The 22,532-nt window shown below is 57.9% G+C and carries 19 protein-coding genes and 9 tRNA genes; 10 read left to right on the forward strand and 18 right to left on the reverse strand.

All coding sequences use genetic code 11. The features are described 5' to 3' along the window. Nucleotides 1–280 precede the first annotated feature (280 nt). Nucleotides 281–2,113: an SLC13 family permease gene (locus ONZ54_RS06335; RefSeq protein ID WP_219591091.1), complete on the forward strand. Its 1,833-nt coding sequence runs from the start codon at nt 281–283 to the stop codon at nt 2,111–2,113. A gap of 193 nt (nt 2,114–2,306) precedes the next feature. On the opposite strand, the gene ONZ54_RS06340 is transcribed toward ONZ54_RS06335, so the two are convergent. The 15 genes from ONZ54_RS06340 to lolB all read right to left on the reverse strand — a co-directional run bounded on the left by ONZ54_RS06340 (nt 2,307) and on the right by lolB (nt 10,478). Then, nucleotides 2,307–2,391, reverse strand: a tRNA-Leu gene (locus ONZ54_RS06340). Nucleotides 2,392–2,399: 8 nt separating this feature from the next. Beyond that, nucleotides 2,400–2,476: transfer RNA gene (locus ONZ54_RS06345), tRNA-Met, on the reverse strand. A gap of 134 nt (nt 2,477–2,610) precedes the next feature. Then, nucleotides 2,611–2,685 (reverse strand) — tRNA-Gln (locus tag ONZ54_RS06350). A 13-nt stretch (nt 2,686–2,698) separates the two neighbouring features. After that, nucleotides 2,699–2,775 (reverse strand) — tRNA-Met (locus tag ONZ54_RS06355). A gap of 134 nt (nt 2,776–2,909) precedes the next feature. After that, nucleotides 2,910–2,984, reverse strand: a tRNA-Gln gene (locus ONZ54_RS06360). Nucleotides 2,985–3,024: 40 nt separating this feature from the next. Next, nucleotides 3,025–3,099, reverse strand: a tRNA-Gln gene (locus ONZ54_RS06365). 40 nt (nt 3,100–3,139) lie between these two features. Further along, nucleotides 3,140–3,214 (reverse strand) — tRNA-Gln (locus ONZ54_RS06370). Nucleotides 3,215–3,227: 13 nt separating this feature from the next. After that, nucleotides 3,228–3,304, reverse strand: a tRNA-Met gene (locus ONZ54_RS06375). 235 nt (nt 3,305–3,539) lie between these two features. Further along, nucleotides 3,540–4,631 carry a redox-regulated ATPase YchF gene (gene ychF, locus ONZ54_RS06380; RefSeq protein ID WP_017412588.1) on the reverse strand — a complete coding sequence of 364 codons (1,092 nt, stop codon included), beginning with the start codon at nt 4,629–4,631 and terminating at the stop codon, nt 3,540–3,542. 171 nt (nt 4,632–4,802) lie between these two features. Beyond that, nucleotides 4,803–5,399: an aminoacyl-tRNA hydrolase gene (pth, locus tag ONZ54_RS06385; RefSeq protein WP_021140052.1), complete on the reverse strand. Its 597-nt coding sequence runs from the start codon at nt 5,397–5,399 to the stop codon at nt 4,803–4,805. 196 nt (nt 5,400–5,595) lie between these two features. After that, the gene (locus ONZ54_RS06390) at nt 5,596–7,584 is read right to left on the reverse strand and encodes a bifunctional metallophosphatase/5'-nucleotidase (protein ID WP_271787724.1); all 1,989 of its coding nucleotides are present in this window, start codon (nt 7,582–7,584) and stop codon (nt 5,596–5,598) included. A gap of 101 nt (nt 7,585–7,685) precedes the next feature. Then, nucleotides 7,686–8,633, reverse strand: coding sequence for a ribose-phosphate pyrophosphokinase (locus ONZ54_RS06395; RefSeq protein ID WP_005317019.1), 948 nt, complete (start codon nt 8,631–8,633; stop codon nt 7,686–7,688). Nucleotides 8,634–8,943: 310 nt separating this feature from the next. Continuing rightward, nucleotides 8,944–9,018 (reverse strand) — tRNA-Gln (locus ONZ54_RS06400). Next, nucleotides 8,998–9,867, reverse strand: coding sequence for a 4-(cytidine 5'-diphospho)-2-C-methyl-D-erythritol kinase (gene ispE, locus ONZ54_RS06405; RefSeq protein ID WP_271787725.1), 870 nt, complete (start codon nt 9,865–9,867; stop codon nt 8,998–9,000). The genes ONZ54_RS06400 and ispE overlap by 21 nt, the downstream gene beginning before the upstream one ends. A 26-nt stretch (nt 9,868–9,893) precedes the next feature. Further along, on the reverse strand, nt 9,894–10,478 hold the full coding sequence (lolB, locus tag ONZ54_RS06410) for a lipoprotein insertase outer membrane protein LolB (protein ID WP_271787726.1): 585 nt from the start codon (nt 10,476–10,478) through the stop codon (nt 9,894–9,896). 120 nt (nt 10,479–10,598) lie between these two features. On the opposite strand from lolB, the gene hemA reads away from it, so the two are divergent. The 7 genes from hemA (at nt 10,599) to ONZ54_RS06445 (ending at nt 17,898) form a co-directional block, all read left to right on the forward strand. Next, nucleotides 10,599–11,855: a glutamyl-tRNA reductase gene (gene hemA, locus ONZ54_RS06415; protein ID WP_271787727.1), complete on the forward strand. Its 1,257-nt coding sequence runs from the start codon at nt 10,599–10,601 to the stop codon at nt 11,853–11,855. 53 nt (nt 11,856–11,908) lie between these two features. Next, nucleotides 11,909–12,997 (forward strand): peptide chain release factor 1, encoded by a 1,089-nt coding sequence (gene prfA, locus ONZ54_RS06420; RefSeq protein ID WP_005317010.1) that lies wholly within the window; start codon nt 11,909–11,911, stop codon nt 12,995–12,997. A gap of 49 nt (nt 12,998–13,046) precedes the next feature. After that, nucleotides 13,047–13,916: a peptide chain release factor N(5)-glutamine methyltransferase gene (gene prmC, locus ONZ54_RS06425; protein ID WP_271787728.1), complete on the forward strand. Its 870-nt coding sequence runs from the start codon at nt 13,047–13,049 to the stop codon at nt 13,914–13,916. Between the two features lie 44 nt (nt 13,917–13,960). After that, the gene (locus ONZ54_RS06430; RefSeq protein ID WP_021140057.1) at nt 13,961–14,344 is read left to right on the forward strand and encodes a SirB2 family protein; all 384 of its coding nucleotides are present in this window, start codon (nt 13,961–13,963) and stop codon (nt 14,342–14,344) included. 11 nt (nt 14,345–14,355) lie between these two features. Continuing rightward, nucleotides 14,356–15,156, forward strand: a complete 801-nt coding sequence (locus ONZ54_RS06435; RefSeq protein ID WP_021140058.1) for a SirB1 family protein — start codon at nt 14,356–14,358, stop codon at nt 15,154–15,156. 299 nt (nt 15,157–15,455) lie between these two features. Next, a complete protein-coding gene (gene kdsA, locus ONZ54_RS06440; RefSeq protein ID WP_021140059.1) occupies nt 15,456–16,310 on the forward strand; it encodes a 3-deoxy-8-phosphooctulonate synthase in 855 nt (284 codons plus the stop codon). Nucleotides 16,311–16,614: 304 nt separating this feature from the next. Further along, on the forward strand, nt 16,615–17,898 hold the full coding sequence (locus ONZ54_RS06445; RefSeq protein ID WP_271787729.1) for a dicarboxylate/amino acid:cation symporter: 1,284 nt from the start codon (nt 16,615–16,617) through the stop codon (nt 17,896–17,898). A gap of 106 nt (nt 17,899–18,004) precedes the next feature. On the opposite strand, the gene grcA is transcribed toward ONZ54_RS06445, so the two are convergent. After that, on the reverse strand, nt 18,005–18,385 hold the full coding sequence (gene grcA / locus ONZ54_RS06450; protein WP_005316999.1) for an autonomous glycyl radical cofactor GrcA: 381 nt from the start codon (nt 18,383–18,385) through the stop codon (nt 18,005–18,007). 619 nt (nt 18,386–19,004) lie between these two features. On the opposite strand from grcA, the gene ung reads away from it, so the two are divergent. Beyond that, entirely contained in the window at nt 19,005–19,673 is a 669-nt protein-coding gene (gene ung / locus ONZ54_RS06455; protein ID WP_005316980.1) for a uracil-DNA glycosylase, read from the forward strand. 246 nt (nt 19,674–19,919) lie between these two features. After that, on the forward strand, nt 19,920–20,468 hold the full coding sequence (locus ONZ54_RS06460) for a hemerythrin domain-containing protein (protein ID WP_005316978.1): 549 nt from the start codon (nt 19,920–19,922) through the stop codon (nt 20,466–20,468). A 48-nt stretch (nt 20,469–20,516) separates the two neighbouring features. Here the strand turns inward: ONZ54_RS06460 and ONZ54_RS06465 are convergent, their stop codons facing one another. Further along, nucleotides 20,517–20,699: a DUF3545 family protein gene (locus ONZ54_RS06465; RefSeq protein ID WP_005316976.1), complete on the reverse strand. Its 183-nt coding sequence runs from the start codon at nt 20,697–20,699 to the stop codon at nt 20,517–20,519. A gap of 159 nt (nt 20,700–20,858) precedes the next feature. After that, nucleotides 20,859–21,809 carry a transaldolase gene (tal, locus tag ONZ54_RS06470; protein ID WP_021140061.1) on the reverse strand — a complete coding sequence of 317 codons (951 nt, stop codon included), beginning with the start codon at nt 21,807–21,809 and terminating at the stop codon, nt 20,859–20,861. Between the last annotated feature and the right edge of the window lie 723 nt (nt 21,810–22,532).

The following is a 22,532-nucleotide window of genomic DNA, read 5'->3' on the forward strand; positions in this document are numbered from 1 at the left end:
AAAATTTGAAAAAGGGAGGTGATCGGAACGGGCCTATTCTAGGGGCTGCGCGGGGTCGGCCGCAGGACTTTTGTCCGCCCCGGCCTGAGCCACATCAAAGAATGGGTCAAAGAAGTGTGACGACGGCGCACCCTTTTACGAACCGCGTGGGGGGCGGGATATGCGATGATGCTCCTCCCCTTTATTGATATGTAACAAATCGGGGCAGAATAAGCTGTGGTCTGATGGAGTCCGTGGTTGCACCCTGATGCAATGGCGGAGATGAACGAAAGGAGCGAGTGTGAATGCCGAACTGATCTGGGTCCTCTGCATGCTGGTGGGGGCCATCTATCTGTTTATGACCAACAAGGTACGCATGGACGTGGTTGCCCTGTTGATCATCATACTGTTTGTGCTGAGTGGCACCCTGACACTGCCGGAGGCGCTGGCGGGGTTCAGCGATCCCAACGTCATTCTGATCGCCGCCCTGTTCGTGGTGGGGGAGGGGTTGGTCCGTACCGGCATCGCCTATCAGGTGGGGGATATGCTGGTGAAGGTGGCGGGCAGCAGCGAGATCCGCATGCTGGTGCTGTTGATGGTGGCTGTCTCCCTGCTGGGGGCCGTGATGAGCAGCACAGGGGTGGTGGCCATCTTCATCCCTGTGGTGCTGAGCGTGGCGAACCGCATGGGGATACCGGCGGGCAGGCTGATGATGCCACTCGCCTTTGCCGGCCTCATCAGTGGCATGATGACGCTGGTGGCGACCCCGCCCAACATGGTGGTCAACAGTGAGCTGATGCGCCACGACATGCCCGGTTTCGGCTTCTTCGACTTCTCTCCCATGGGGGTCATAGTGCTGGCGATGGGGATCCTCTACATGCTGCTGATGCGGGGCTCCCTGGTGCGTGAAGGGGAGGAGGGCAAAGGCAAGCCGGCAGGACGCAGTACCATGCGGGAGCTCATCCGTGATTACCGCCTGACCGGGCGGGCTCGCCGCCTGGCATTGCGCCCGGACTCCCCCCTGATTGGCCACACGCTGGACGAGTTGCAACTGCGCGCCCGTTACGGTGCCAACGTCATAGGGGTGGAGCGCTGGCGCAAGTTCCGGCGGGTAATGGTCACCGTCTCCGGCGTTACCGAGTTCCAGGCCAGGGATGTGCTGCTGATCGACATGTCCGATCCCGAGGTGGATATTCGCGAGTTTTGCAGCGAGGCCCGGCTCGAGCCCATGATACTGCGCGGTGAGTATTTCTCCGATCAGGCGCGGGAGGTCGGCATGGCCGAGGTGTCGCTCATTCCCGGCTCCCGCCTGCTGGGCAAAAGCATTCGTGAGGTGGCGTTTCGCTCCCACTATGGCCTGAGCGTGGTCGGGATCCGCCGCAACGGCGAGGCGCTGACCGGCAAGCTGGTGGACGATCCCCTGCTGATGGGGGACAGTCTGCTGGTGGTGGGGAACTGGAGCCTGATCCGCTTGCTGCACACCCACAACCGTGACTTCCTGCTGCTTGGGCTGCCTGCCGAGGTGGACGAGATGGCGCCAGCCCGCAGTCAGGCCATCCCTGCACTGATCTGCCTCGGGCTCATGGTGGTGTTGATGGTGACCGACCCTGTTCCCAACGTCGTAGCGGCCTTGATTGCCTGCCTGCTGATGGGACAATTTCGCTGCATCGACATGGAGAGCGCCTACAAGGCCATCCACTGGCCAACCCTGATCCTCATCGTTGGCATGCTGCCCTTTGCCCTGGCACTGCAGAAGACCGGCGGGGTGGACTTGATTGTCGGCGGACTGATAGCTGCAGTGGGGGAGATGGGCCCAAGGGTGATGCTGGCCAGCCTGTTTGCCCTGTGCGCCCTGATTGGGCTGTTTATTTCCAACACTGCCACGGCAGTACTGATGGCGCCCATAGCGCTCGGCACGGCCCAGCAGATGGGCGTGTCACCCTATCCATTTGCCATGACCATTGCCATCGCGGCCTCGGCGGCCTTCATGACGCCAGTCTCGTCGCCGGTCAATACCCTGGTGCTCGGGCCTGGCAATTACAAATTCATGGATTTCGTGCGCATTGGCGTGCCCTTCACCCTGCTGGTGATGGTGGTGAGCGTCATCGCCATCCCCTGGTTCTTCCCGTTCTGACCTGTGGTTATCAGGGCAAAGAGACAAGCGGCTTGCGAGCCGCTTTTTATTGGGCTGTCGCGAGTACAGGGAGGGGCAACCGCGGTTGAGCAGGGCTGTGGTGTGAGCTGGGCAAGGGATGACAAGAGGCTGCCTGGTGAAAAACAGGTACAAAAAAACCAGCATGAGCTGGTTTGTTTGGTACTGGTATTAATGGTGCGGAAGGAGAGACTCGAACTCTCACACCTTGCGGCGCCAGAACCTAAATCTGGTGCGTCTACCAATTTCGCCACTTCCGCAGTATTAATGGTGGCTATGACGGGATTCGAACCTGTGACCCTCGCATTATGAGTGCGATGCTCTAACCAACTGAGCTACATAGCCGTCTTGTGCTCGACGCGAGTCAAATACAAGTAATAATGGCTGGGTACTAGGGTTTGGACCTAGGCACGTTGACGAGATCAAAGTCTCTCACGCTTACCACAGCAAATCATCGACAGGTCGATGACGGGTAAAAATGGCTGGGGTACTAGGATTCGAACCTAGGAATGGCGAGATCAAAACCCGCTGCCTTACCGCTTGGCGATACCCCAACAGAAAAATTAATGGTGGCTATGACGGGATTCGAACCTGTGACCCTCGCATTATGAGTGCGATGCTCTAACCAACTGAGCTACATAGCCGTCTTGTGCTCGACGTGAGTCAAATACAAGTAAAAATGGCTGGGTACTAGGGTTTGGACCTAGGCACGTTGACGAGATCAAAATCTCTCACGCTTACCACAGCAAATCATCGACAAGTCGATGACGGGTAAAAATGGCTGGGGTACTAGGATTCGAACCTAGGGATGGCGAGATCAAAACCCGCTGCCTTACCGCTTGGCGATACCCCAACAGTGATGTCTGACAAAGACTATCAAACACCTTTAAAAATGGCTGGGGTACTAGGATTCGAACCTAGGGATGGCGAGATCAAAACCCGCTGCCTTACCGCTTGGCGATACCCCAACAGTGATGCCTGACAAAGACTATCAAACACCTTTAAAAATGGCTGGGGTACTAGGATTCGAACCTAGGAATGGCGAGATCAAAACCCGCTGCCTTACCGCTTGGCGATACCCCAACTTCAGAAATAGTGGTGGCTATGACGGGATTCGAACCTGTGACCCTCGCATTATGAGTGCGATGCTCTAACCAACTGAGCTACATAGCCAACCGTGCTTCCAGTGAGTCGTTGCCTCGTCACTGTGCGGGCCGAATTATGCGTATCTGGCTCTGGGGCGTCAACCCTTTTTTTGTCAGAAAAACCGAATTTGGGTGCGTTTGGCGAGTTATTGGTCGCTGTCGTGCAAAAGCCCAACAATCTGGTTTTTTTTACGACATTTGCCGGAAGATACCTGACAAGTACAGATAGAAAAGAGGCCAGCAAATGCTGGCCTCTCATGGGATTAGACGTTGAACAGGAAGTTCAGTACGTCGCCATCTTTGACGATGTAGTCTTTCCCTTCTGCGCGCATCTTGCCCGCTTCCTTGGCGCCTTGTTCACCCTTGTAGGTGATAAAGTCTTCGAAGGCGATGGTTTGAGCGCGAATAAAGCCTTTTTCAAAGTCGGTGTGGATCTTGCCAGCGGCTTGCGGTGCAGTGGCGCCAACCGGTATGGTCCAGGCACGCACTTCTTTCACCCCGGCGGTGAAGTAGGTCTGCAGCTTGAGCAGCTCGTAACCGGAGCGGATCACCCGGTTCAGGCCCGGCTCTTCGATGCCAAGATCTGCCATAAATTCGGCGCGGTCTTCGTCATCGAGCTCGGCGATGTCCGATTCGATGGCGCAGCAGACCACTACGACAACCGCGTTCTCGGCGGCGGCGATTTCACGCACCTTGTCGAGGTAGGGGTTGTTGTCAAAACCGTCTTCTGCCACGTTGGCGATGTACATGGTGGGCTTGAGGGTCAGGAAATTGAGGTGGCTCACGGCCTCCAGCTCATCCTTGTCCAGCTTCATGCCACGGATCATCTGACCGTTTTCCAGTGCGACCCGGATCTTCTCCAGGGTTTCCACTTCCAGCTTGGCATCCTTGTCACCGCCCTTGGCGCGCTTGGACTGGCGATGAATGGCACGCTCGCAGGCGTCCAGATCCGACAGGGCCAACTCGGTGTTGATCACCTCGATATCGTCGGCCGGGGAAACCTTGCCGGCAACGTGAACTATGTTGTCGTCATCGAAGCAGCGTACTACGTGGCCGATGGCTTCGGTTTCACGGATATTGGCCAGGAACTGGTTACCCAGACCTTCGCCCTTGGAGGCACCGGCAACCAGACCTGCGATGTCCACGAATTCCATGGTGGTCGGCACGACGCGCTGGGGATTGATGATGGCCGCCAGCTGGTCGAGACGGGGATCCGGCATGGGAACCACACCCGTGTTCGGCTCAATGGTGCAGAACGGGAAGTTGGCGGCTTCGATGCCGGCCTTGGTCAGCGCATTGAACAGGGTGGATTTACCTACATTGGGCAGGCCCACGATACCGCATTTAAAACCCATGGATTGTTACCTTACTTGATAGATGCTGTGAGGGACGCAGGCGCATCCAGTTATATACTTGCCGGCCTTGACGCTGTGCAAGCGGTTCATGGCCTTGGTCATAGCGTGTTTGAACAGTCTGTCGGTGGCGCAGGTAGACATTCACCCCTGACGTCACCCATCAAACCCTGTTCAGACTTTCTCGGCCTTGAAGCTGTGCAAGCGGTTCATGGCCTTGGTCATGTCTTGTTTGAACAGTATGTCGGTGGCGCGCAAGGATTCATCCAGTGCGGCGTCGATCAGGTTCTGTTCGCTGCTCGGGGCCTTGGTCAGCACGAACCCGGCCACCAGCTCCTTGGCGCCAGGGTGGCCAATCCCGAGACGCAGCCGGAAGAAATTATTGTTATTGCCCATCCTAGCAATGATGTCTTTCAGACCGTTGTGACCGCCGTGGCCTCCGCCCTGCTTGAACTTGGCGATGCCGGGGGGCAGGTCCAGTTCATCGTGGGCCACCAGCATGGCTTCCGGCTCTATCTGGTAGAAACGGGCCAGTGCGGCCACTGCCTTGCCGGAGAGATTCATGTAGGTGTTCGGGATGAGCAGACGCACATCCTGCCCTTCCACCTGAATGCGAGCCGTGTGGCCGAAGAACTTGGGTTCTTCGCGCAGGCTGACATTGTGCCAGCGAGCCAGTTGCTCCACATACCAGGCGCCCGCGTTGTGGCGGGTCTTGGCGTATTCAGGGCCGGGATTGCCCAGACCCACGATCAGTTTGATTTGGTTTGTCACGCTTGATGTCTTCACTCGCTACTTGCAATGGGCAGACCGCCCAAGGCAATGGGACGCGATATTCTAGCCGCCGACTGGCGATCACTCAACCAAAGCTCGGCAACCGTGAGGGAATAACCCTGGTTCGGGTCGCGAATGGCCGCAAAACGGGCCTCTTCTCGAGGCCCGTTCTGGTCAGTATTACCCGGGGGGAGCCTTATTCGGCCCGCAGTAGCGTGACGGTCGGTTCACTCAGTGCCGTCAGTGTCGGTCGCTGCTCTCGCACGTATTGCACGAAGGAAGCTGCATCCGTACCGCAATTGACGGCCCTGGCCTGGCAATCGAGCGTTTGACCTCGGGCATAACGGGCGTTCAACTGATCGCCGCTTTGCTCCACTTTCTCGATGGGAAAACCGGTCAGCTTGCCATCCACCCAGGCGAGATCCAGTCGCTCGGCCCGCAGGGCCTGGGCGCGGGCCAGCGCCTGCCAACCATCGTTGCCGTTGGCGCTGTAGGCGTTCATCACCACTCGATAGCGCTGGTTGTCGACCAAGTCCTGCCACTGTCCTTCGGTCGTCTGCCATTGCAGTTGGGTCAGGTCGCCACGCTTGCCCGCTTCGGTTTCGGTGAAGGTGTAGCGAAGATGGCCGCCGTAGGGGAACTTGCCGGCATGGGCGCTGGCAGGCAGGGTGGCCGTGATGGTCTCGGTCAGCAGGGCGCGCACGTCCGCGCCGCTCAGGGTCAACACGGATAACTGGTTTTTGAATGGCAGCAGGGTGAGCGCCGCATCCCCTTCGCGCAGTTCTCCTGCGGGAAGATCGGCGCGCACGCCGCCCACTGCCAGCAACGCAAAGTGAACCGGGCCACCGGTCAGGGCCTGCACCGCCTGGGTGTTGGCCCAGTAGTATTGGCCTTCGGCCACCAGGGGGGCGACGTCTGAGCCGTGGCTGTCGCTGCCATTGTCACCGGGGCGGCGGGCATTTTGCAGCAGTGCCGGTACAGTGGCGATAACGGGGCCAAAGGCCTGCTCCAGTGCGGGCTTGTAGTGACTGTCGATGATGCCGCGCAGGCGCGGGTCTTCATCCACCGTCACCAGGTTGGGTTGGGCATCGACAAACTTGCTTGCCTGTTTGCCACTCGCCTTGTCCAGCGCCTGCCGGCGGGCAGGGTCGGCGAAGAAGTCGCGGCTGGCCAGCAGCTTGTTTTGACCCTTGCAACCAATGACCCGGCCCTGGCCGTCGAAGCTGACCCGGGCCAGGCCGATGGCCTGGGCGTAGGAGCCAGCCTGCACCACGCAGGTCAGGCCAACGCCGTCCGGATTGGTCACCAGCTGGGCGTATTCGCCGGTCTTGCCCCAACCTATGTTGGTAAAATCGCCGAGCAGGCTGTGGGAGTGGCCGCCGACGATGGCATCGATGCCATTCACTCTGGACGCCAGCGCCAGATCCCGCTCATTGCCGATGTGGGTCAGGGCGATGACGTGATGGATCCCCTTCTTGCGCAGCATGTCCACTGTGCTCTGGGCCGATTCAACCTCCTTGCCAAAACGCAGTTTGCCGACGTTGGGGGAGATATTGGCCATGTCCTCCAGCACCAGTCCCATCACGGCCACCAGTTGCTTGCCCTGGGGCAGTTTGTTGAGATCGGTAACCGGACTCTTCTGGTTGCCATCGAAGGCATAGACCACGAACGGCTTGAGGTTGGTCGCGTGGCGCAGCGCCGGATCGTCACGGGTGTCCAGGTTGGCAGCCAGCAGAGGGAAGTTGACCCCCTCGATGAAGCGGGCCAGCTTCCGGTTGTCGAGATCGAACTCGTGGTTGCCCAGCGCCATGGCATCGAGACCGAACTGACTCAGCAGCTCGGCGTTGGCCATCCCCTCGTTGAGTTTGAAGTAGCCGCTGCCCTGCCAGGCATCGCCGCCGTGCAGCAGCAACAGTGGCTGATTCTTGGCGAGCGCCTCGGCCTGATAGGATTTCACCATGGTGAGCAGGCGCGGATAGCCGCCAAAACGGGTGTAGAGGGTGTCGGTTTCCCCCTGCTTGCCAAAGATGGGTCCCTTCAGCTCGACGTTGACCGGGTCAAACTGGGAGTGAGTGTCGTTCATGTGCGCCAGGGTCAGTGCGAAGGGCTGGTTTTCTTTGCCGGGCTGACAGGCGAACAGGAAGCTGCAGCAGGCAAGGAGCAGCAGCGGGCGCAAGCGATTCATGGATCAATCCTTAACCTGCGGTGGGGCAGGGCAATACCGGGTGTGACAGGGCTAGAAAGACAAAAACCGCCAGCTGGCGGTTTTTGTCACAACAGTGTCTATCAATGCTCAAACATGGCAGAGATGGACTCTTCGTTGCTGATACGACGAATGGCTTCGGCCAGCACGGTTGACAGAGTCAGCTGCTTGACCTTGTCCACTGCCTTCATCTCGGCTGTGAGCGGGATGGAGTCGGTGATGATCAGCTCGTCGATCACTGAGTTCTTGATGTTTTCCACGGCAGAACCGGAGAAGACCGGGTGAGTGGCGTAGGCGAATACACGCTTGGCGCCGCGCTCTTTCAGGGCTTCTGCGGCTTTGCACAGGGTGCCGCCGGTGTCGATCATGTCATCGACGATAATGCAGTCGCGGCCTGCGACGTCACCGATCAGGTGCATGACCTGGGAGACGTTCGGGCGGGGACGACGCTTGTCGATGATGGCGATGTCGGTATCGTCCAGCAGCTTGGCGATGGCACGAGCGCGCACCACACCACCGATGTCCGGCGATACGACGACAGGGGATTCGAGGTTTTTGGACTTCATGTCTTCCAGCAGCACAGGGCTGCCGAACACGTTGTCGACCGGGACGTCGAAGAAGCCCTGGATCTGCTCGGCATGCAGGTCAACGGTCAGCACACGGTCCACACCCACGCTGGAGAGGAAGTCGGCGACAACCTTGGCGGTGATGGGAACACGGGCGGAGCGGACGCGGCGGTCCTGACGGGCATAACCAAAGTAGGGGATAACGGCAGTGATACGGCCAGCTGAAGCACGACGCAGAGCATCCACCATGACGATCAATTCCATCAAATTGTCGTTGGTCGGGGCACAGGTGGATTGAATGATGAAGATATCGCCACCACGTACATTCTCATTGATCTGTACGCTGATCTCGCCGTCGCTAAAGCGACCTACGGCAGCATTGCCGAGTTTGATAAACAGGCGATCTGCGATCTTCTGGGCTAGTTCCGGCGTTGCGTTACCAGCAAACAGCTTCATGTCAGGCACGGTTTGAAACCTCGGGGTTGCATCCAGTATGTGGGGAGTCTGATTCAGACCCGTATCGTTTTGGGGCAAACGATTTATCAAGTTGACGGGTCAGGCCACTATAGGCCGCTTTCAGGCTAAGTGCATATCGTTACATGTTTCAAATCAGATGGCTGTCGCGTTTGGACTGCCCGTCATCAACGAGGCCGATGACCTCTTCGCGATTAACCCGGGGCACCCTGTTGGCGGCAGACCAGCTTGACGAGATTGCACTCTTTCAAGTTTCGCTGCGGCCAGTCAATCGATGCACCCGTATCAATCACCAAGAGAATGGCTGGGGTACTAGGATTCGAACCTAGGAATGGCGAGATCAAAACCCGCTGCCTTACCGCTTGGCGATACCCCAATCACTGATTTGTTGCAATGTCACGAATAGTGGTGATATGTTCTCGCCCTTGGCGACAAACCCATCCCATCTTTCCGGCACCTTTGCCAACACTTCCCGAGCAGCCTTTTCGTCTTCAAATTGAGCAAAGACGCAGGCTCCTGTGCCCGTCATTCTTGACGGCGCGTATTCTAGCAACCAGCCGAGCGCATTGGCAACCTCGGGGTGGCGCTTTTTCACCAGCAATTCGCAATCGTTTTTCCACTCCCCCTCCAGCAAGTTGTGAAATGCCATTTTCGGGGTCGCTCTGGGCAGGTCCGGATCCTGGAACACGGCGGCCGTTGCCACGTGGCAATCGGGCTTGAGCACCAGATACCAGGCGCTTGGCAATTCGACCGGTTGCAGTCGCTCGCCCACCCCTTCTGCAAAGGCGGCTCGTCCGCGCACAAACACCGGCACATCGGCCCCCAGCTGAACGCCAAGTTCCGCCAGTTCATCTTCGCCCAAGCCTGCCTGCCAGAGGTGATTGAGCGCCACGAGCGTGGTGGCTGCATCCGAGGATCCACCGCCGATACCACCGCCCATGGGCAGCAGCTTCTCCAGCCGGATATGGGCCCCCTGCGGGCTGGGCAACCGCGCCTGCAGCAGGCGGGCGGCGCGGATGATGAGGTTCTGCTCATCGGGCACGCCGGGAATGGCCGGGCTCAAGGTGAGCTGGTCCGTGTCCGGCAGTGGCTCGAATTCGAGCCAGTCGCCGTGATCCAGAAAGATGAACAGGGTCTGCAGCTCGTGATAGCCGTCCGGACGACGGCCATTGACATGCAGGAAGAGGTTGAGTTTGGCCGGTGCCGGCCAGCGAATGGTGGCCATTCTTGGCTCCTTGTCAGTCGCAGCCATCAGCGTGCAAGCGTCCATTGGTTGATCTGCAACTTGAGGCGACTGCCCTGGCCCGTCATGGTCAGCAGGTGGGGCAGGCGATAGCCGTCCTGATCCCGGTAGTCGCCATAGACAATCTGCCACTGGCCGTCACGCACACTGGCCAGGCTGCTGTCGGAATTGAGCTCGAATTCGGCCTTGCCCGGCAGTCCCTTGATCCACTCCGGCAGCCCCTGCACCGGAATGTCCCAGCCAGTGAGCTGATAGATGAGCGCCTCGGCATCCTGGCTTTGGTGCGGGTTGCCCTCGTTGTCGATCAGGGTGATCTCGCCCTTGCTGCGGGAGAGCTCCAGAATGTGGGTACCGATCAGGCTGGTTAGGTTGAGGCGATAGTCGTCGCCATTTTGCTGCCAGTTGACCCGGGCGCTGCCCTTCTGCTGGGCTGTGATGATGGCCATCTTGCCAGATAGCTGCCAGTGGCTGAGCTGCTCGAGACGAGTCCGCTCTTTCTGCCAGTTGACCTGATCCCGCTGGGGCTGGGTGGTGGTACAGCCGGCCAGCAACAGCAGGCAGCCAAAGGTGAAAATACGCAAGAACAAGGTCATGCTCCAGATGAGGGGATTTGCCACAGTATACGGGGCGGCCGTATTGCTTTTAAAGACTTACCCTTTCTCGTACAATTGGCAGCCTTTGCACCCAGTGTATGAAATGATCGTCGCCCACTCATGAGTTTGCTTGCCCTCGGAATCAACCACAACACCGCCAGTGTCGCCTTGCGGGAGCGGGTCGCGTTCGGCCCGGACTGCATCGATCGCGCCTTGCGTGAGCTGGTCACCCAACCCGGCGTAAGCGAGGCGGTGATCGTCTCGACCTGCAACCGCACCGAGCTTTACTGCAGCCTGGAAAAGGGGCAGGGAGAGCAGGTGCTGCACTGGCTGCAACGTTTCCATGGCCTGGATGCGGCCGAAGTGGTATCCGCCATTTACCAGCATCAGGACGAAGAGGCAGTGCGTCACCTGATGCGGGTGGCCTGCGGCCTCGACTCTCTGGTGCTGGGTGAGCCGCAGATCTTGGGGCAGATCAAGCAATCCTATGCCCATGCCCAGCAGTCCGAAGCAGTGAAAGGCTCGCTGGAGCGCCTGTTCCAGAAGTCCTTCTCCGTGGCCAAGCGGGTGCGCACCGATACCGAGATTGGCGCCAGTGCCGTCTCGGTGGCCTTTGCCGCCGTCAGTCTGGGGCGACGCATCTTCTCCGATCTCTCCCAGACCAAGGTGCTGCTGGTCGGTGCCGGCGAGACCATAGAACTGGTGGCCCGCCATCTGCGTGAGCAGAACGTCACCCGCATGATGGTGGCGAACCGTACCCTGCAGCGGGCTCAACTGCTGGCCGAAGAGTTCGGTGCCCAGGTGATGACGCTCGAAGAGATCCCGGATTACCTGCACGAGGCTGACATTGTCATCAGCTCCACCGCCAGCCCCTTGCCCATCATCGGCAAGGGCATGGTGGAGCGCGCTCTCAAGGCCCGCCGTTTCAAGCCCATGTTTCTGGTGGATATCGCCGTACCGCGGGATATCGAGGCCGAGGTGGACGAGCTCTCCGATGCCTATCTCTACACGGTTGATGACCTGCAGGGCATCATAGAGCAGAACCTGGAGACCCGTAAAAGGGCCGCCGCCGAGGCGGAGGTTATCGTGCTGGAAGAGCGCGATGAGTTCATGGGCTGGTATCGCAGCCAGCATTCGGTGGATCTGATCCGCGATTATCGTCATCAGGCCCAGCAGGTGGCCGATGAGGAGTTGCAGCGCGCCTTGCTGTCCCTGCAACAGGGCGAGAATGCCGAACAGGCCCTCAAGGCCATGGCACACCGCCTCACCAACAAGTTGATCCACGCACCGACCCAGGCCTTGCGCCAGGCGGCGGCCCAGGGGGATCACCATCAGTTGTCCCGCCTGCGTCAGGTGCTGGGATTGCCACAAGAGTAATTGTTCGGGGTGGCCAGCTGGCGGCCCCTTCCTCCATCGAGAAAACAAGATTTATGAATCCGTCACTGATCAGAAAGCTGGAAGGCCTCATCGAGCGCCACGAAGAAGTACAGGCCATGCTCGGCGAGCCTGGGGTGGCCTCGGATCAGGATCGCTACCGCGCCCTGACCCGGGAATATGCCCAGCTGGAAGATATCGTTCATGCCTTCCAGCGCTTCCGCCAGGCCGAAGAGAACCTGGAAGCCACCAAGCTGATGCTGGAAGAGGATGATGCCGACCTGCGCGAGATGGCGCAGGAGGAGTTGCCGCTGGCCAAGAGCACGCTGGAGGAGCAGGAGCAGGCGCTGCAGGTGATGCTGCTGCCCCGGGATCCCAAGGATGACAACAACTGTTACCTGGAGATCCGTGCCGGTGCCGGTGGTGACGAGGCGGCCATTTTTGCCGGTGATCTGTTTCGCATGTATTCCCGTTACGCCGAGCGTCAGGGCTGGCGTATCTCCATCGTCAGCTGCAACGACGGCGAGCACGGTGGCTACAAGGAGGTGATCGCCAAGGTGGACGGCGAGCATGTCTACGGCCGCCTCAAGTTTGAATCCGGCGGTCACAGGGTGCAGCGAGTGCCCGAGACCGAATCCCAGGGCCGGGTGCACACCTCTGCCTGTACCGTCGCCGTGCTGCCGGAAGTGCCGGAAGCCGAGCAGATCGAGATCAATGCGAACGACCTGAAGATAGATACCTTCCGCGCCTCCGGGGCTGGTGGTCAGCACGTCAACAAGACGGATTCCGCCATCCGCATCACCCACCTGCCGACCGGCCTGGTGGTGGAGTGCCAAGATGAGCGCTCCCAGCACAAGAACCGCGCCAAGGCAATGTCCGTGCTGTCTGCCCGTCTGCAGGCGGCCGAGGATGAGCGCCACCGCGCGGCTGAACAGAGCACCCGTCGCAACCTGGTGGGTTCCGGCGATCGCTCCGAGCGTATCCGTACCTACAACTACCCGCAGGGTCGCCTCTCGGAGCACCGCATCAACCTCACCCTCTATCGCCTTGGCGAGATCATGGAGGGGGATCTGGACTGCATCATCAGCCCCATGATCCAGGAATATCAGGCCGATCAGCTCGCCTCCCTGGCGGAAAATAGCTGATGCAGCCCGTTTGTGCAGATATCGCCGTCACGGCGATGGCGCGCAGTTGATGCAGATTCAGCAGGCCCGCGCCCACATAATGGCGACCCTGGCCGGGGGGGAGTCTCCCCGCGCCGACGCCGACGTGCTGCTCTGCCATCTGCTCGATTGCCGGCGCAGTTATCTGATGACCTGGCCGGAGCGCGAGCTGGATGTGACCCAGCAAGAAAAGCTGCAAGGGTGGCTCACTCGTCGGCTGGCAGGCGAACCTATCGCCCATCTGGTAGGGGAACGGGAGTTCTGGTCGCTGCCGCTCAAGGTGAGCCCGGCTACCCTGATCCCGCGTCCCGATACCGAGGTGCTGGTCGAACAGGCGCTGGCACGGCTGCCCCCCAGGCCAGCCTCGCCGGATCAGGCGCCCTGCGCCCTGCTGGATCTGGGCACTGGCACGGGGGCCATCGCATTGGCGCTCAAGTCAGAGCGACCCGATGCCGATGTATGGGCGGTGGATCGGATGCCGGAGGCGGCCGCACTGGCGCGCGACAACAGCGCCGCGCTGGGTTTGCCCATCACGGTGCGCGATGGCAGCTGGTTTGAGCCGCTTTGCGATCCGCTCCTGAGTCAGGCCCCACGCTTTGCGATGATTGTTTCCAATCCGCCCTACATAGACGGTGCCGACCCTCATCTGAATGAAGGGGATGTGCGGTTCGAACCTCGTTCAGCCCTGGTCGCCGACGAGCAGGGGCTGGCGGATATCAGCCTCATCGTCGCCGGTGCGCCTGCTCATCTGTGTCCTGGTGGCTGGCTCTTGCTGGAGCATGGCTGGCAGCAGGGCGAGGCGGTGCGTCAACTCCTGCTGCAACAGGGGTTCAGCCGGGTGGAAACCGTGCGCGATTACGGGGATAACGAGCGGGTAACGCTGGGATGCCTGGCTCATTGATGGTGAATGGCGGGCCTGAGCCTGCCTTTGTTCAAGGACACGTTATGTATTTTGCTCTCAAACATCTGCATCTGGTGCTGATCGCCTCGGCCGTGCTGATGTTTATGCTGCGTTTTTACTGGGTGCAGACAGGTTCCGGCCGTGCCTACAGTGGCCAAATCATGAAGGTGAGCGGCTGGCTGAACGGGCTGGTGGTGCTCTCCGGCGTGCTGCTGTGCATGGTGCTGGATCTCAATCCACTCAACAACGGCACCCCCTGGCTCAGTGAGAAGCTGACCGCCATCCTGGTGGTGGCGTTTTTGGCCATGATGGCACTGCGACTGGCTCGCAATAACGGTATCCGCTGGTTTGCCTTCCTCGGCGCCATCGGTTGGGTCTTCTTTATCGCCAAACTGGCCGTATACAAGCAGGCCAGTCTGTTCGGTTAAGGATGATGACGATGATACGTGTAGACGAATGGACCGATTTCGAGGCCCACGACATCGCCGAGCTGGCGCTGTCGGTAAGTGATGAGATCCATGGTATCAGTGGCCGCGGTGAGGCCGAGCTGGCCCGTCTCGATGCCTGGCTGGATGAAGCGATTGCCGAGGGCAGTTGTGACGAAGTACGCCGCCAGCTGTTGCAGGGGTTCTACCAGACCCTGGGTTTTCACGGTGACTGGCAGGATTATTTTTCTGCCGCCAATTCCGATCTCGCCCAGGTCCTTGCCACCAAGCGGGGCATACCGGTTAGCCTCGGCATTCTCATCATACAGCTGGGCCGCAAGCTCGGGCTGGATGTGGAGGGGATCTGCTTCCCCGGTCACTTCCTGGTGAGCTTTGCCGGCAGCGAAGGCGAGGTTTATGTGGACCCCTTCACCGGTGACGAGTTGAGCCTGCACCACATGGAGTTGTTGCTGCGCGGTGCCCTTGGCAATCTGGCCACCCTGACCCCTGAACACCTGCAACCCTCGGGCCAGTGGGAGATCATCGAACGGCTGCTCAACGTCAGCAAAGGTGCTCTGCTGCGGGAAGATCGTATGACCGAAGCCCTGCGTTGCAGTGAGCTGCTGCTGCGTATGAAGCCGGGCGATCCGCTGGAGACGCGGGATCGGGGATTCATCTATGAACAGCTCGACTGCCCGCGTTTCGCCGCCGACGATTTTGAATACTTTATTGAACAATGCCCGGACGATCCGGTGGCCGATGTGCTCAAGGTACAACTGGCCGCGCTGGATCTTAGCCCCAAGCCCCTCCATTAAGGATGCCCGGGAACTGAAACAGAAGAATATCAAGGCCGGTGTGCCTAGGGCATAACTGACCGACTTGGATGCAAGCCCCAGCTTCTTCACTTTGAGTGATGCCTGGGAACTGAAACAGAAGAATATCAAGGCCGGTGTGCCCAGGGCATAACGGACCGACTTGGATGCAAGCCCCAGCCTCTTCACTTTGAGTGATGCCTGGGAACTGAAACAGAAGAATATCAAGGCCGGTGTGCCCAGGGCGCAACGGACCGACTTGGATGCAAGCCCCCAGCCTCTTCACTTTAAGGATGCCTGAGATGGAACAGAAGAATATCAAGATCAATGACATCGATGTAGCCAACGACAAACCGTTCGTGCTGTTCGGTGGCATGAACGTGCTGGAATCCCGCGACATGGCGATGGCGGTGTGCGAGAAGTACGTGGAAGTGACCAGCAAGCTTGGCATCCCCTTTGTGTTCAAGGCGAGCTGGGACAAGGCCAATCGCTCCTCCATCCACTCCTACCGGGGTCCTGGCCTGGAAGAGGGGATGAAGATCTTCCAGGAGCTCAAGGCGACCTTCGGCATGCCGGTGATTTCCGACCTGCATGAAGTGCATCAGGCCAAGCCGGTTGCCGAGGTTGTGGATGTCATTCAGCTGCCCGCCTTCCTGGCGCGCCAGACCGATCTGGTGGAGGCCATGGCCCGCACCGGCAACGTCATCAACATCAAGAAGCCGCAGTTCCTGAGCCCGAGCCAGATGAAGAACATCACCGACAAGTTCGAGGAGTGCGGCAACGACCGTCTGATCCTGTGCGAGCGCGGTGCCAACTTTGGCTATGACAACCTGGTGGTGGACATGCTGGGTCTGGGCGTGATGAAGAAGAGCACGGGTGGCTATCCGGTGATCTTCGACGTGACCCACTCATTGCAGTGCCGCGATCCGCTGGGGGCTGCCTCGGGTGGTCGTCGGGATCAGGTGACCGAGCTGGCACGTGCCGGCATGGCGGTTGGTCTGGCGGGTCTGTTTATCGAATCCCATCCGGACCCGAAAGTGGCCCGTTGTGATGGCCCGAGTGCCCTGCCGCTGGACAAGCTGGAAGGCTTCCTCAAGCAGATGAAGGCGATCGACGATCTTATCAAGGGCTTCGAGCCACTCGATACTTCCGCCTGATCCACCGCGCCAGTTTCGTGATGCCAAATGCCCCGCCATGCGGGGCATTTTTATATCCAGGATGTTGTCATTGAGGTCTTAAATAAATCACCGACCAAATATATCACGGTTGCCGTGGTGTTAATGATGTTAAATGTGTTGTGTGATTAATGTCTCTTAATTGCTTCTTATAACGTGTGAAAGTGGCGCCGTTACGATGACGAAATAGCATTAAGCTGGCGAGAGAACGATGATCTCTCGTTACGGCTCCCTGCATGCTTATTTCTACCATATGAGATGTCGATTAATTAACAGGACGTTAATAATGCGAAAAAAAATATTCAGCAGCCTTTATTTTCAGGTGCTGCTTGCGATCACCCTGGGGGTATTTCTGGGGCACGTCTATCCCGACCTAGGGGCGGATATGAAGCCATTGGGTGATGGCTTCGTTAAATTAATCAAGATGATCATAGCCCCCGTTATTTTCTGTACCGTGGTGACGGGTATCGCCGGCATGGAGAGCATGAAGGCGGTGGGGAAAACCGGCGCCATAGCACTGCTCTACTTTGAGGTGGTGAGCACCATCGCCCTGGTCATAGGGCTGTGCGTGGTCAACCTGCTGCAACCCGGGGTGGGCATGAACGTGGATCCCGCCACGCTGGATGCCAGCGCCATCTCGGCCTATGCCGAGCAGGCCAAGTCGCAAGGCATCATCGCCTTCCTGCTGGACGTGATCCCGGGCAGCGTGATCGGCGCCTTTGCCAGCGGCAATATTCTCCAGGTATTGCTGTTTGCGGTGCTATTTGGTTTCTCCCTGCATCATATTGGCGAGAAGGGAAAATTAATCTTCAATGTCATCGATAGCTTCTCCCAGGTTATTTTCGGCATCATCAACATGATCATGCGACTGGCGCCGGTTGGCGCATTCGGGGCGATGGCCTTTACCATTGGAAAATATGGTATTGGCTCGCTGGTGCAGCTGGGACAATTAATCGCCTGCTTCTACGTGACCTGTCTGCTGTTTATCTTCATGGTGCTGGGTAGTATCGCCAGGGCAAATGGTTTTAGCATCTTGCGCTTTATTTCCTATATCAAGGAAGAACTGCTGATCGTGCTGGGGACCTCCTCTTCGGAATCCGTATTGCCGCGCATGCTGGTCAAGATGGAGGCGCTCGGCTGCAAGAAATCGGTGGTGGGGCTGGTGATACCGACCGGTTACTCCTTCAACCTGGATGGCACCTCCATCTATCTGACCATGGCGGCCATCTTCATCGCCCAGGCGACCAACACGCCGCTGGATCTGTTCCAGCAGATCACCCTGCTGGTGGTGCTGCTTATCTCTTCTAAAGGGGCGGCCGGCGTCACGGGCAGTGGTTTCATCGTGCTGGCGGCTACCATCTCTGCGGTGGGGCATCTGCCGCTCGCCGGGTTGGCGCTGATCCTGGGGATAGATCGCTTCATGTCGGAGGCGCGTGCCCTGACCAACCTGATCGGCAACGGGGTGGCCACTGTGGTGGTGGCTCGTTACTGCGATCAGCTCGATGAGCAGCAGATGAACGAGGTGCTCGCCAACCCGGCCGCCGTACAGAAGGTCGACCAGCACGGATAGCTGGGGGCGCGGCCTGCGAGGAGAGGATGGGCAAGCACGGTTTCTTGCCCATAAAAAAACGGCCCGCGTGGGCCGTTTTTCATGGTGCAGATCACCGCAGAGGGAATTACAGGCTCTGGGTAAAGGTGCGGGTGACCACGTCACGCTGCTGTTCCGGGGTCAGTGCATTGAAGCGCACGGCATAGCCGGAAACACGAATGGTCAGCTGCGGATATTTTTCCGGATTGGCGATGGCGTCTTCCAGGGTTTCACGGCGCAGTACGTTGACGTTCAGGTGCTGGCCACCTTCTACGGCAGGTTCAGCTTGAACCGGCAGTTCACGGTATTCGAACTGACCCAGATCAGACAGTTTGACTTCCTGATCGGCGGCGAAGGTGTCGCCCTTGGCGCAGATGCAACGCGCTTGTTGCTTCTCTTCGTCCAGCAGCCAGAAAGAGTTCAGCAAAGCTGTGTTGGCGGACTGGGTGATTTGGATGCCCTTGATCATGGTATGACTCCTCATAGGAAAGCGGATTCAACTGTAAGGAAATTACCCTGATGTATTTAAACCACCGGGATGACTTAAAGGGCCCTTGCCTTACACCTTTACTTCGTTGGGTCATATATACCACGATGGTAATATTACGAAAATTGATCTAAATCAAGAAATGTGTGTTTTGCGCAGGAGTTAAGGGATTAATTCATTGAGATTAATCAAAAATAGATCATTTTTCTGATTATGTAAGATATCCAAATTATGCATTTTTTATTAATTTAATCTAGTAATTTAACTACATCTTATAGGGTGTTCCCCCGTGATTAAGGTGCTCGGCTCTCTCTTGAAGGGATAGATATTTTGGTTCATCGGCAGTATGGGTCAGGGAGCCATTAGGCTGGAAATGGGGCCTGTAGCCATTGATCTTCTCTTCTATATAGAAGGGCTGTACAGCCAGCTGGGAGGACGCGTGACCGAGTCTGCGATACCGGGGCCGGGAGATGCCCCTGCTGCGTGTTATCACTCAAGGATACAGCCTTGCTTGGTGGGCTCAGACGATGGCGCTACGGTTGCGTCTTGCTGTCTGGCCCCCTATCCTGAGCCCCTTGCTGTATTAATTGAGGATATTGGGGTGCGGACCTGGACAGATGTGATTGGATCAGAAAAAGAGCAGGACTATTTCAAGGCGACCCTGGCGACGGTCAGGAGCGAGCGGGAAGCGGGCAAGGTGATCTATCCTCCCGCAACCGAGGTGTTCAACGCCTTCAAGCTGACCGAGCTGGATCAGGTCAAGGTGGTGATCCTGGGGCAAGACCCGTATCACGGCCCAAATCAGGCCCATGGCCTCTGCTTCTCCGTGCTGCCCGGTGTGCGTACGCCTCCCTCTCTGGTCAATATCTACAAGGAGATGCAGCGGGATCTGCCGGACTTTGTCACACCCAACCACGGTTTTCTTGAATCCTGGGCCCAGCAAGGGGTCTTGCTGCTCAATACAGTGCTGACGGTACAGGCGGGCATGGCCCACTCCCACGCCCATCTGGGTTGGGAGACCTTCACCGACAGGGTTATCGAGCAGATCAATGCCAGCTGTCAGGGAGTGGTCTTTTTGCTGTGGGGGGCCCATGCCCAGAAGAAGGGACGCTTCATTGACCGGAGCCGACACCATGTGCTGAGTGCGCCTCACCCCAGTCCGCTCTCGGCTCATCGCGGTTTTATCGGTTGCGGCCACTTCTCCGAGACCAATCGTCTGCTGTCCCAACAGGGGATGAGCCCCATCAACTGGCATTCGGTCTGCGGGTAACGGCCATAAGTGTCGCGGGCAAGCCTGCTCTGGTCACGTCATGAACGGATCCTGGTGAGGGTGGCTTGGTGTCTGCACATGGGCTGAGGAGCCGAATTGGCGGGGCTTGACGGGCGTATGTGAGGGGGCTGAGCTCTTGCTTGCTTGTCGCCTTGTCTGCAGATGACTTGATTGAGTGCAAAGTTAGCGCGATAAATGACCGTATACTCGAGACAGGATCTTCCCATTTCAGCGCAAGGAGTGCCCATGTTATCCAGTCTGCACAAGGACCATCTCAATATCGCCAGGTTGCTGACGCTGCTCAAACACAAGCTCGTCGCCATTCGCAATGAACAGCCAGTCAGCTACTTCCTGATCCGGGACGCGGTGGACTATTTGCGAGAGGTCTCTGACAAGTACCACCATCCGAAAGAGGACATGATCTACGACTACTACCTGAAATACCGGGTGGTGGAAGGGGAGGTGGCCAACAGGCTGCAGGAGGAGCACGCCAGATTGTTGGGTGCCGGTGCCGAGCTCAAGGAGATGGTGGAGATGATACTGATGGATTCGGTCATTCCGCTGGATCAGTTCACCGCCAGGCTGGAGCAGTTTGTGGCGCTGCAAGAGGCGCACATGAACTATGAAGAGGCGGTCATCTTCCCTCATCTGCGTGATTCACTGACCGAGGATGACTGGCGTCACCTGGAGCAGCTCTGGCAGAATCGCGCCATCGGGGATCCCCTGTTTGGCGCCGAGATCAGCCAGCACTTTCAGGAGTTGGCCCAACGGCTCTCGCTGCCCCCCTCGTCCTGAGGGCAAGGTACTCAAAAACAAGGCCCCGGTTGAACCGGGGCCTTGTTTTTACAGTTCGATCTCGTCTGAGAGACCTTCATAAGCGATGTCGATGGATTGCAGCTCCTTCTGCAGGCGATGTTTATCTTTCAACGCCTCAATCTCACGCCATTTACGTTTTTTTCCCGTTGTCCCGCGGCTACGCGAACCGAGCTCAACTACATCGTCATAATCGAAGTTGAACATTTCCATGGCTCCCTCCTTGGTTATTCTCGTTTTCATCACCCGTATAACATAACGCCATTGAAAATAAAACGTTTTCGTGACGAACTCATGACAAGGGATCAAGCGCTCATAAAAAAACCGGGCTCCCTCGCGGGAGCCCGGTTTTTGTCTGGTCCTGACGCCTTATCAGAGGCGGCTGGCCAGCATGGTTTCCAGCTTGCCCTGATCGATGGCAAACATGCGGATGCCTTCACCCAGCTTCTCGTGAGCCATGGCGTCCTGGTTCAGCTCCCAGCGGAATTCGGCCTCGGACATCGGAGTCGGTTTTGCCTTGCGCTCGCCGGTGTAGTTCAGCTTGCGCACCACGGCGCCTTCGGTTTTGCTCAGCTCTTCCAGCAGGGCAGGGCCTATGGTCAGACGATCACAACCGGCCAGCTCCAGGATTTCGCCGGTGTTGCGGAAGCTCGCGCCCATGACCACTGTCGGGTAATCGTGCTGCTTGTAGTAGTCGTAGATGGCGGTGACGGAGACAACGCCCGGATCTTCGCTCGGGGTATAGTCACGGTTGTGCTTGGCTTTGTACCAGTCGAGGATGCGGCCCACGAACGGGGAGATCAGGAAAGCACCGGCTTCGGCGCAGGCACGGGCCTGAGCGAAGGAGAACAGCAGGGTCAGGTTGCACTGGATACCCTCTTTCTCCAGTACCTCGGCGGCACGAATGCCTTCCCAGGTGGAGGCCAGCTTGATCAGGATGCGATCGTTGGCGATGCCCGCTTCGTTATAGAGACGGATCAGTTTGCGGGCCTTGGCGATGCTGGCTTCGGTGTCGAAGGATAGACGGGCATCCACCTCGGTGGAGATGCGGCCCGGAACGATTTTCAGCACTTCCAGACCTATGTTGACCGCCAGCTTGTCGCCCGCGTCGATGATTTGCTGTGCCTTGTCCTGGCTCTGGGATTTGGCCCAGCTGATGGCGTCTTCGATCAGCGCCGCATATTCGGGGATCTCGGATGCCTTCAACACCAGGGACGGGTTGGTGGTGGCATCGATGGGCTGGTAGCGCTTGATGGCTTCGATATCACCGGTATCGGCGACAACTGTGGTCAGGGCTTTCAGCTGGGTTAATTTATCGGCCATGGCAAATATCATCTCTTTATGAGGGCGCATTCTCTTGGTGAGGGCGCAGGCTCTGGGGTGGCGGGCGTGAGACGACAGTTCTGAAATAAAATTACAAAATCACGGCGACTCAGGCTCAGAAAAGCACGATGGGGGAGGCCCATCGCCACTGCCTGCCTAATTAATACGGATGTGGCTCATCCTGCAATAGGGTGGCTTGTATGCTTATCATCCAGTCCTCGCCAGCAGTGGGAAGTAGTGGGTGAAAGTAGTTGATTAAAAACGACTTTTATCCATTTTTCGTGATCGTTTTTATCCCCTGATAAAAACAACTTTTTTGGTTGATTCTCGGTTTTGTGTAGTCGATCACATAAATTGTGTGGTTAGCTACTTGAAATTTTATTACGTGTAAAACGTTTGGCGAAGTCGCCCCATTTTGAAAGCCATTTCAGGTAAACGCTTGCGCAATAGTTTGCCTCCCGACGAGCACGGCTACCTCTATGTAGATAATTGCCAAAATGTGCTCTTTTGGGTCTAATTTATCGCCGGATAAATTTGACTCTCAGTTTTGTTGAAACTTTGCGTGTTAAATGAAGCTTTATTGCGTTGAAACGCTCGTTTTTTGTTTCTGTAGTGATCGGGATCACTATTCTGAACTCCCTCGCTATGCTAGATTCCGCCCCTTTAGTGAAACGCTAATTCAGAAATAGACAGAAAGGGGTCAGCGCAGACTGGCCATGGATG

The sequence above is a fragment of the Aeromonas salmonicida genome (genome assembly GCF_028355655.1).
Lineage (GTDB): Bacteria > Pseudomonadota > Gammaproteobacteria > Enterobacterales > Aeromonadaceae > Aeromonas > Aeromonas salmonicida.

Bases quoted from the DNA above. Each gene is read 5' to 3' on its own strand.
- grcA (WP_005316999.1), bottom strand. From the start codon at position 18,385: ATGATCAAGGGCATCCAAATCACCCAGTCCGCCAACACAGCTTTGCTG.
- ONZ54_RS06465 (WP_005316976.1), bottom strand. From the start codon at position 20,699: ATGGAAATGTTCAACTTCGATTATGACGATGTAGTTGAGCTCGGTTCG.
- kdsA (WP_021140059.1), top strand. From the start codon at position 15,456: ATGGAACAGAAGAATATCAAGATCAATGACATCGATGTAGCCAACGAC.
- tal (WP_021140061.1), bottom strand. From the start codon at position 21,809: ATGGCCGATAAATTAACCCAGCTGAAAGCCCTGACCACAGTTGTCGCC.
- ONZ54_RS06430 (WP_021140057.1), top strand. From the start codon at position 13,961: ATGTATTTTGCTCTCAAACATCTGCATCTGGTGCTGATCGCCTCGGCC.
- ONZ54_RS06390 (WP_271787724.1), bottom strand. From the start codon at position 7,584: ATGAATCGCTTGCGCCCGCTGCTGCTCCTTGCCTGCTGCAGCTTCCTG.
- lolB (WP_271787726.1), bottom strand. From the start codon at position 10,478: ATGACCTTGTTCTTGCGTATTTTCACCTTTGGCTGCCTGCTGTTGCTG.
- ONZ54_RS06435 (WP_021140058.1), top strand. From the start codon at position 14,356: ATGATACGTGTAGACGAATGGACCGATTTCGAGGCCCACGACATCGCC.
- prfA (WP_005317010.1), top strand. From the start codon at position 11,909: ATGAATCCGTCACTGATCAGAAAGCTGGAAGGCCTCATCGAGCGCCAC.
- ONZ54_RS06445 (WP_271787729.1), top strand. From the start codon at position 16,615: ATGCGAAAAAAAATATTCAGCAGCCTTTATTTTCAGGTGCTGCTTGCG.
- prmC (WP_271787728.1), top strand. From the start codon at position 13,047: ATGCAGATTCAGCAGGCCCGCGCCCACATAATGGCGACCCTGGCCGGG.
- ispE (WP_271787725.1), bottom strand. From the start codon at position 9,867: ATGGCCACCATTCGCTGGCCGGCACCGGCCAAACTCAACCTCTTCCTG.
- hemA (WP_271787727.1), top strand. From the start codon at position 10,599: ATGAGTTTGCTTGCCCTCGGAATCAACCACAACACCGCCAGTGTCGCC.
- ychF (WP_017412588.1), bottom strand. From the start codon at position 4,631: ATGGGTTTTAAATGCGGTATCGTGGGCCTGCCCAATGTAGGTAAATCC.
- ONZ54_RS06460 (WP_005316978.1), top strand. From the start codon at position 19,920: ATGTTATCCAGTCTGCACAAGGACCATCTCAATATCGCCAGGTTGCTG.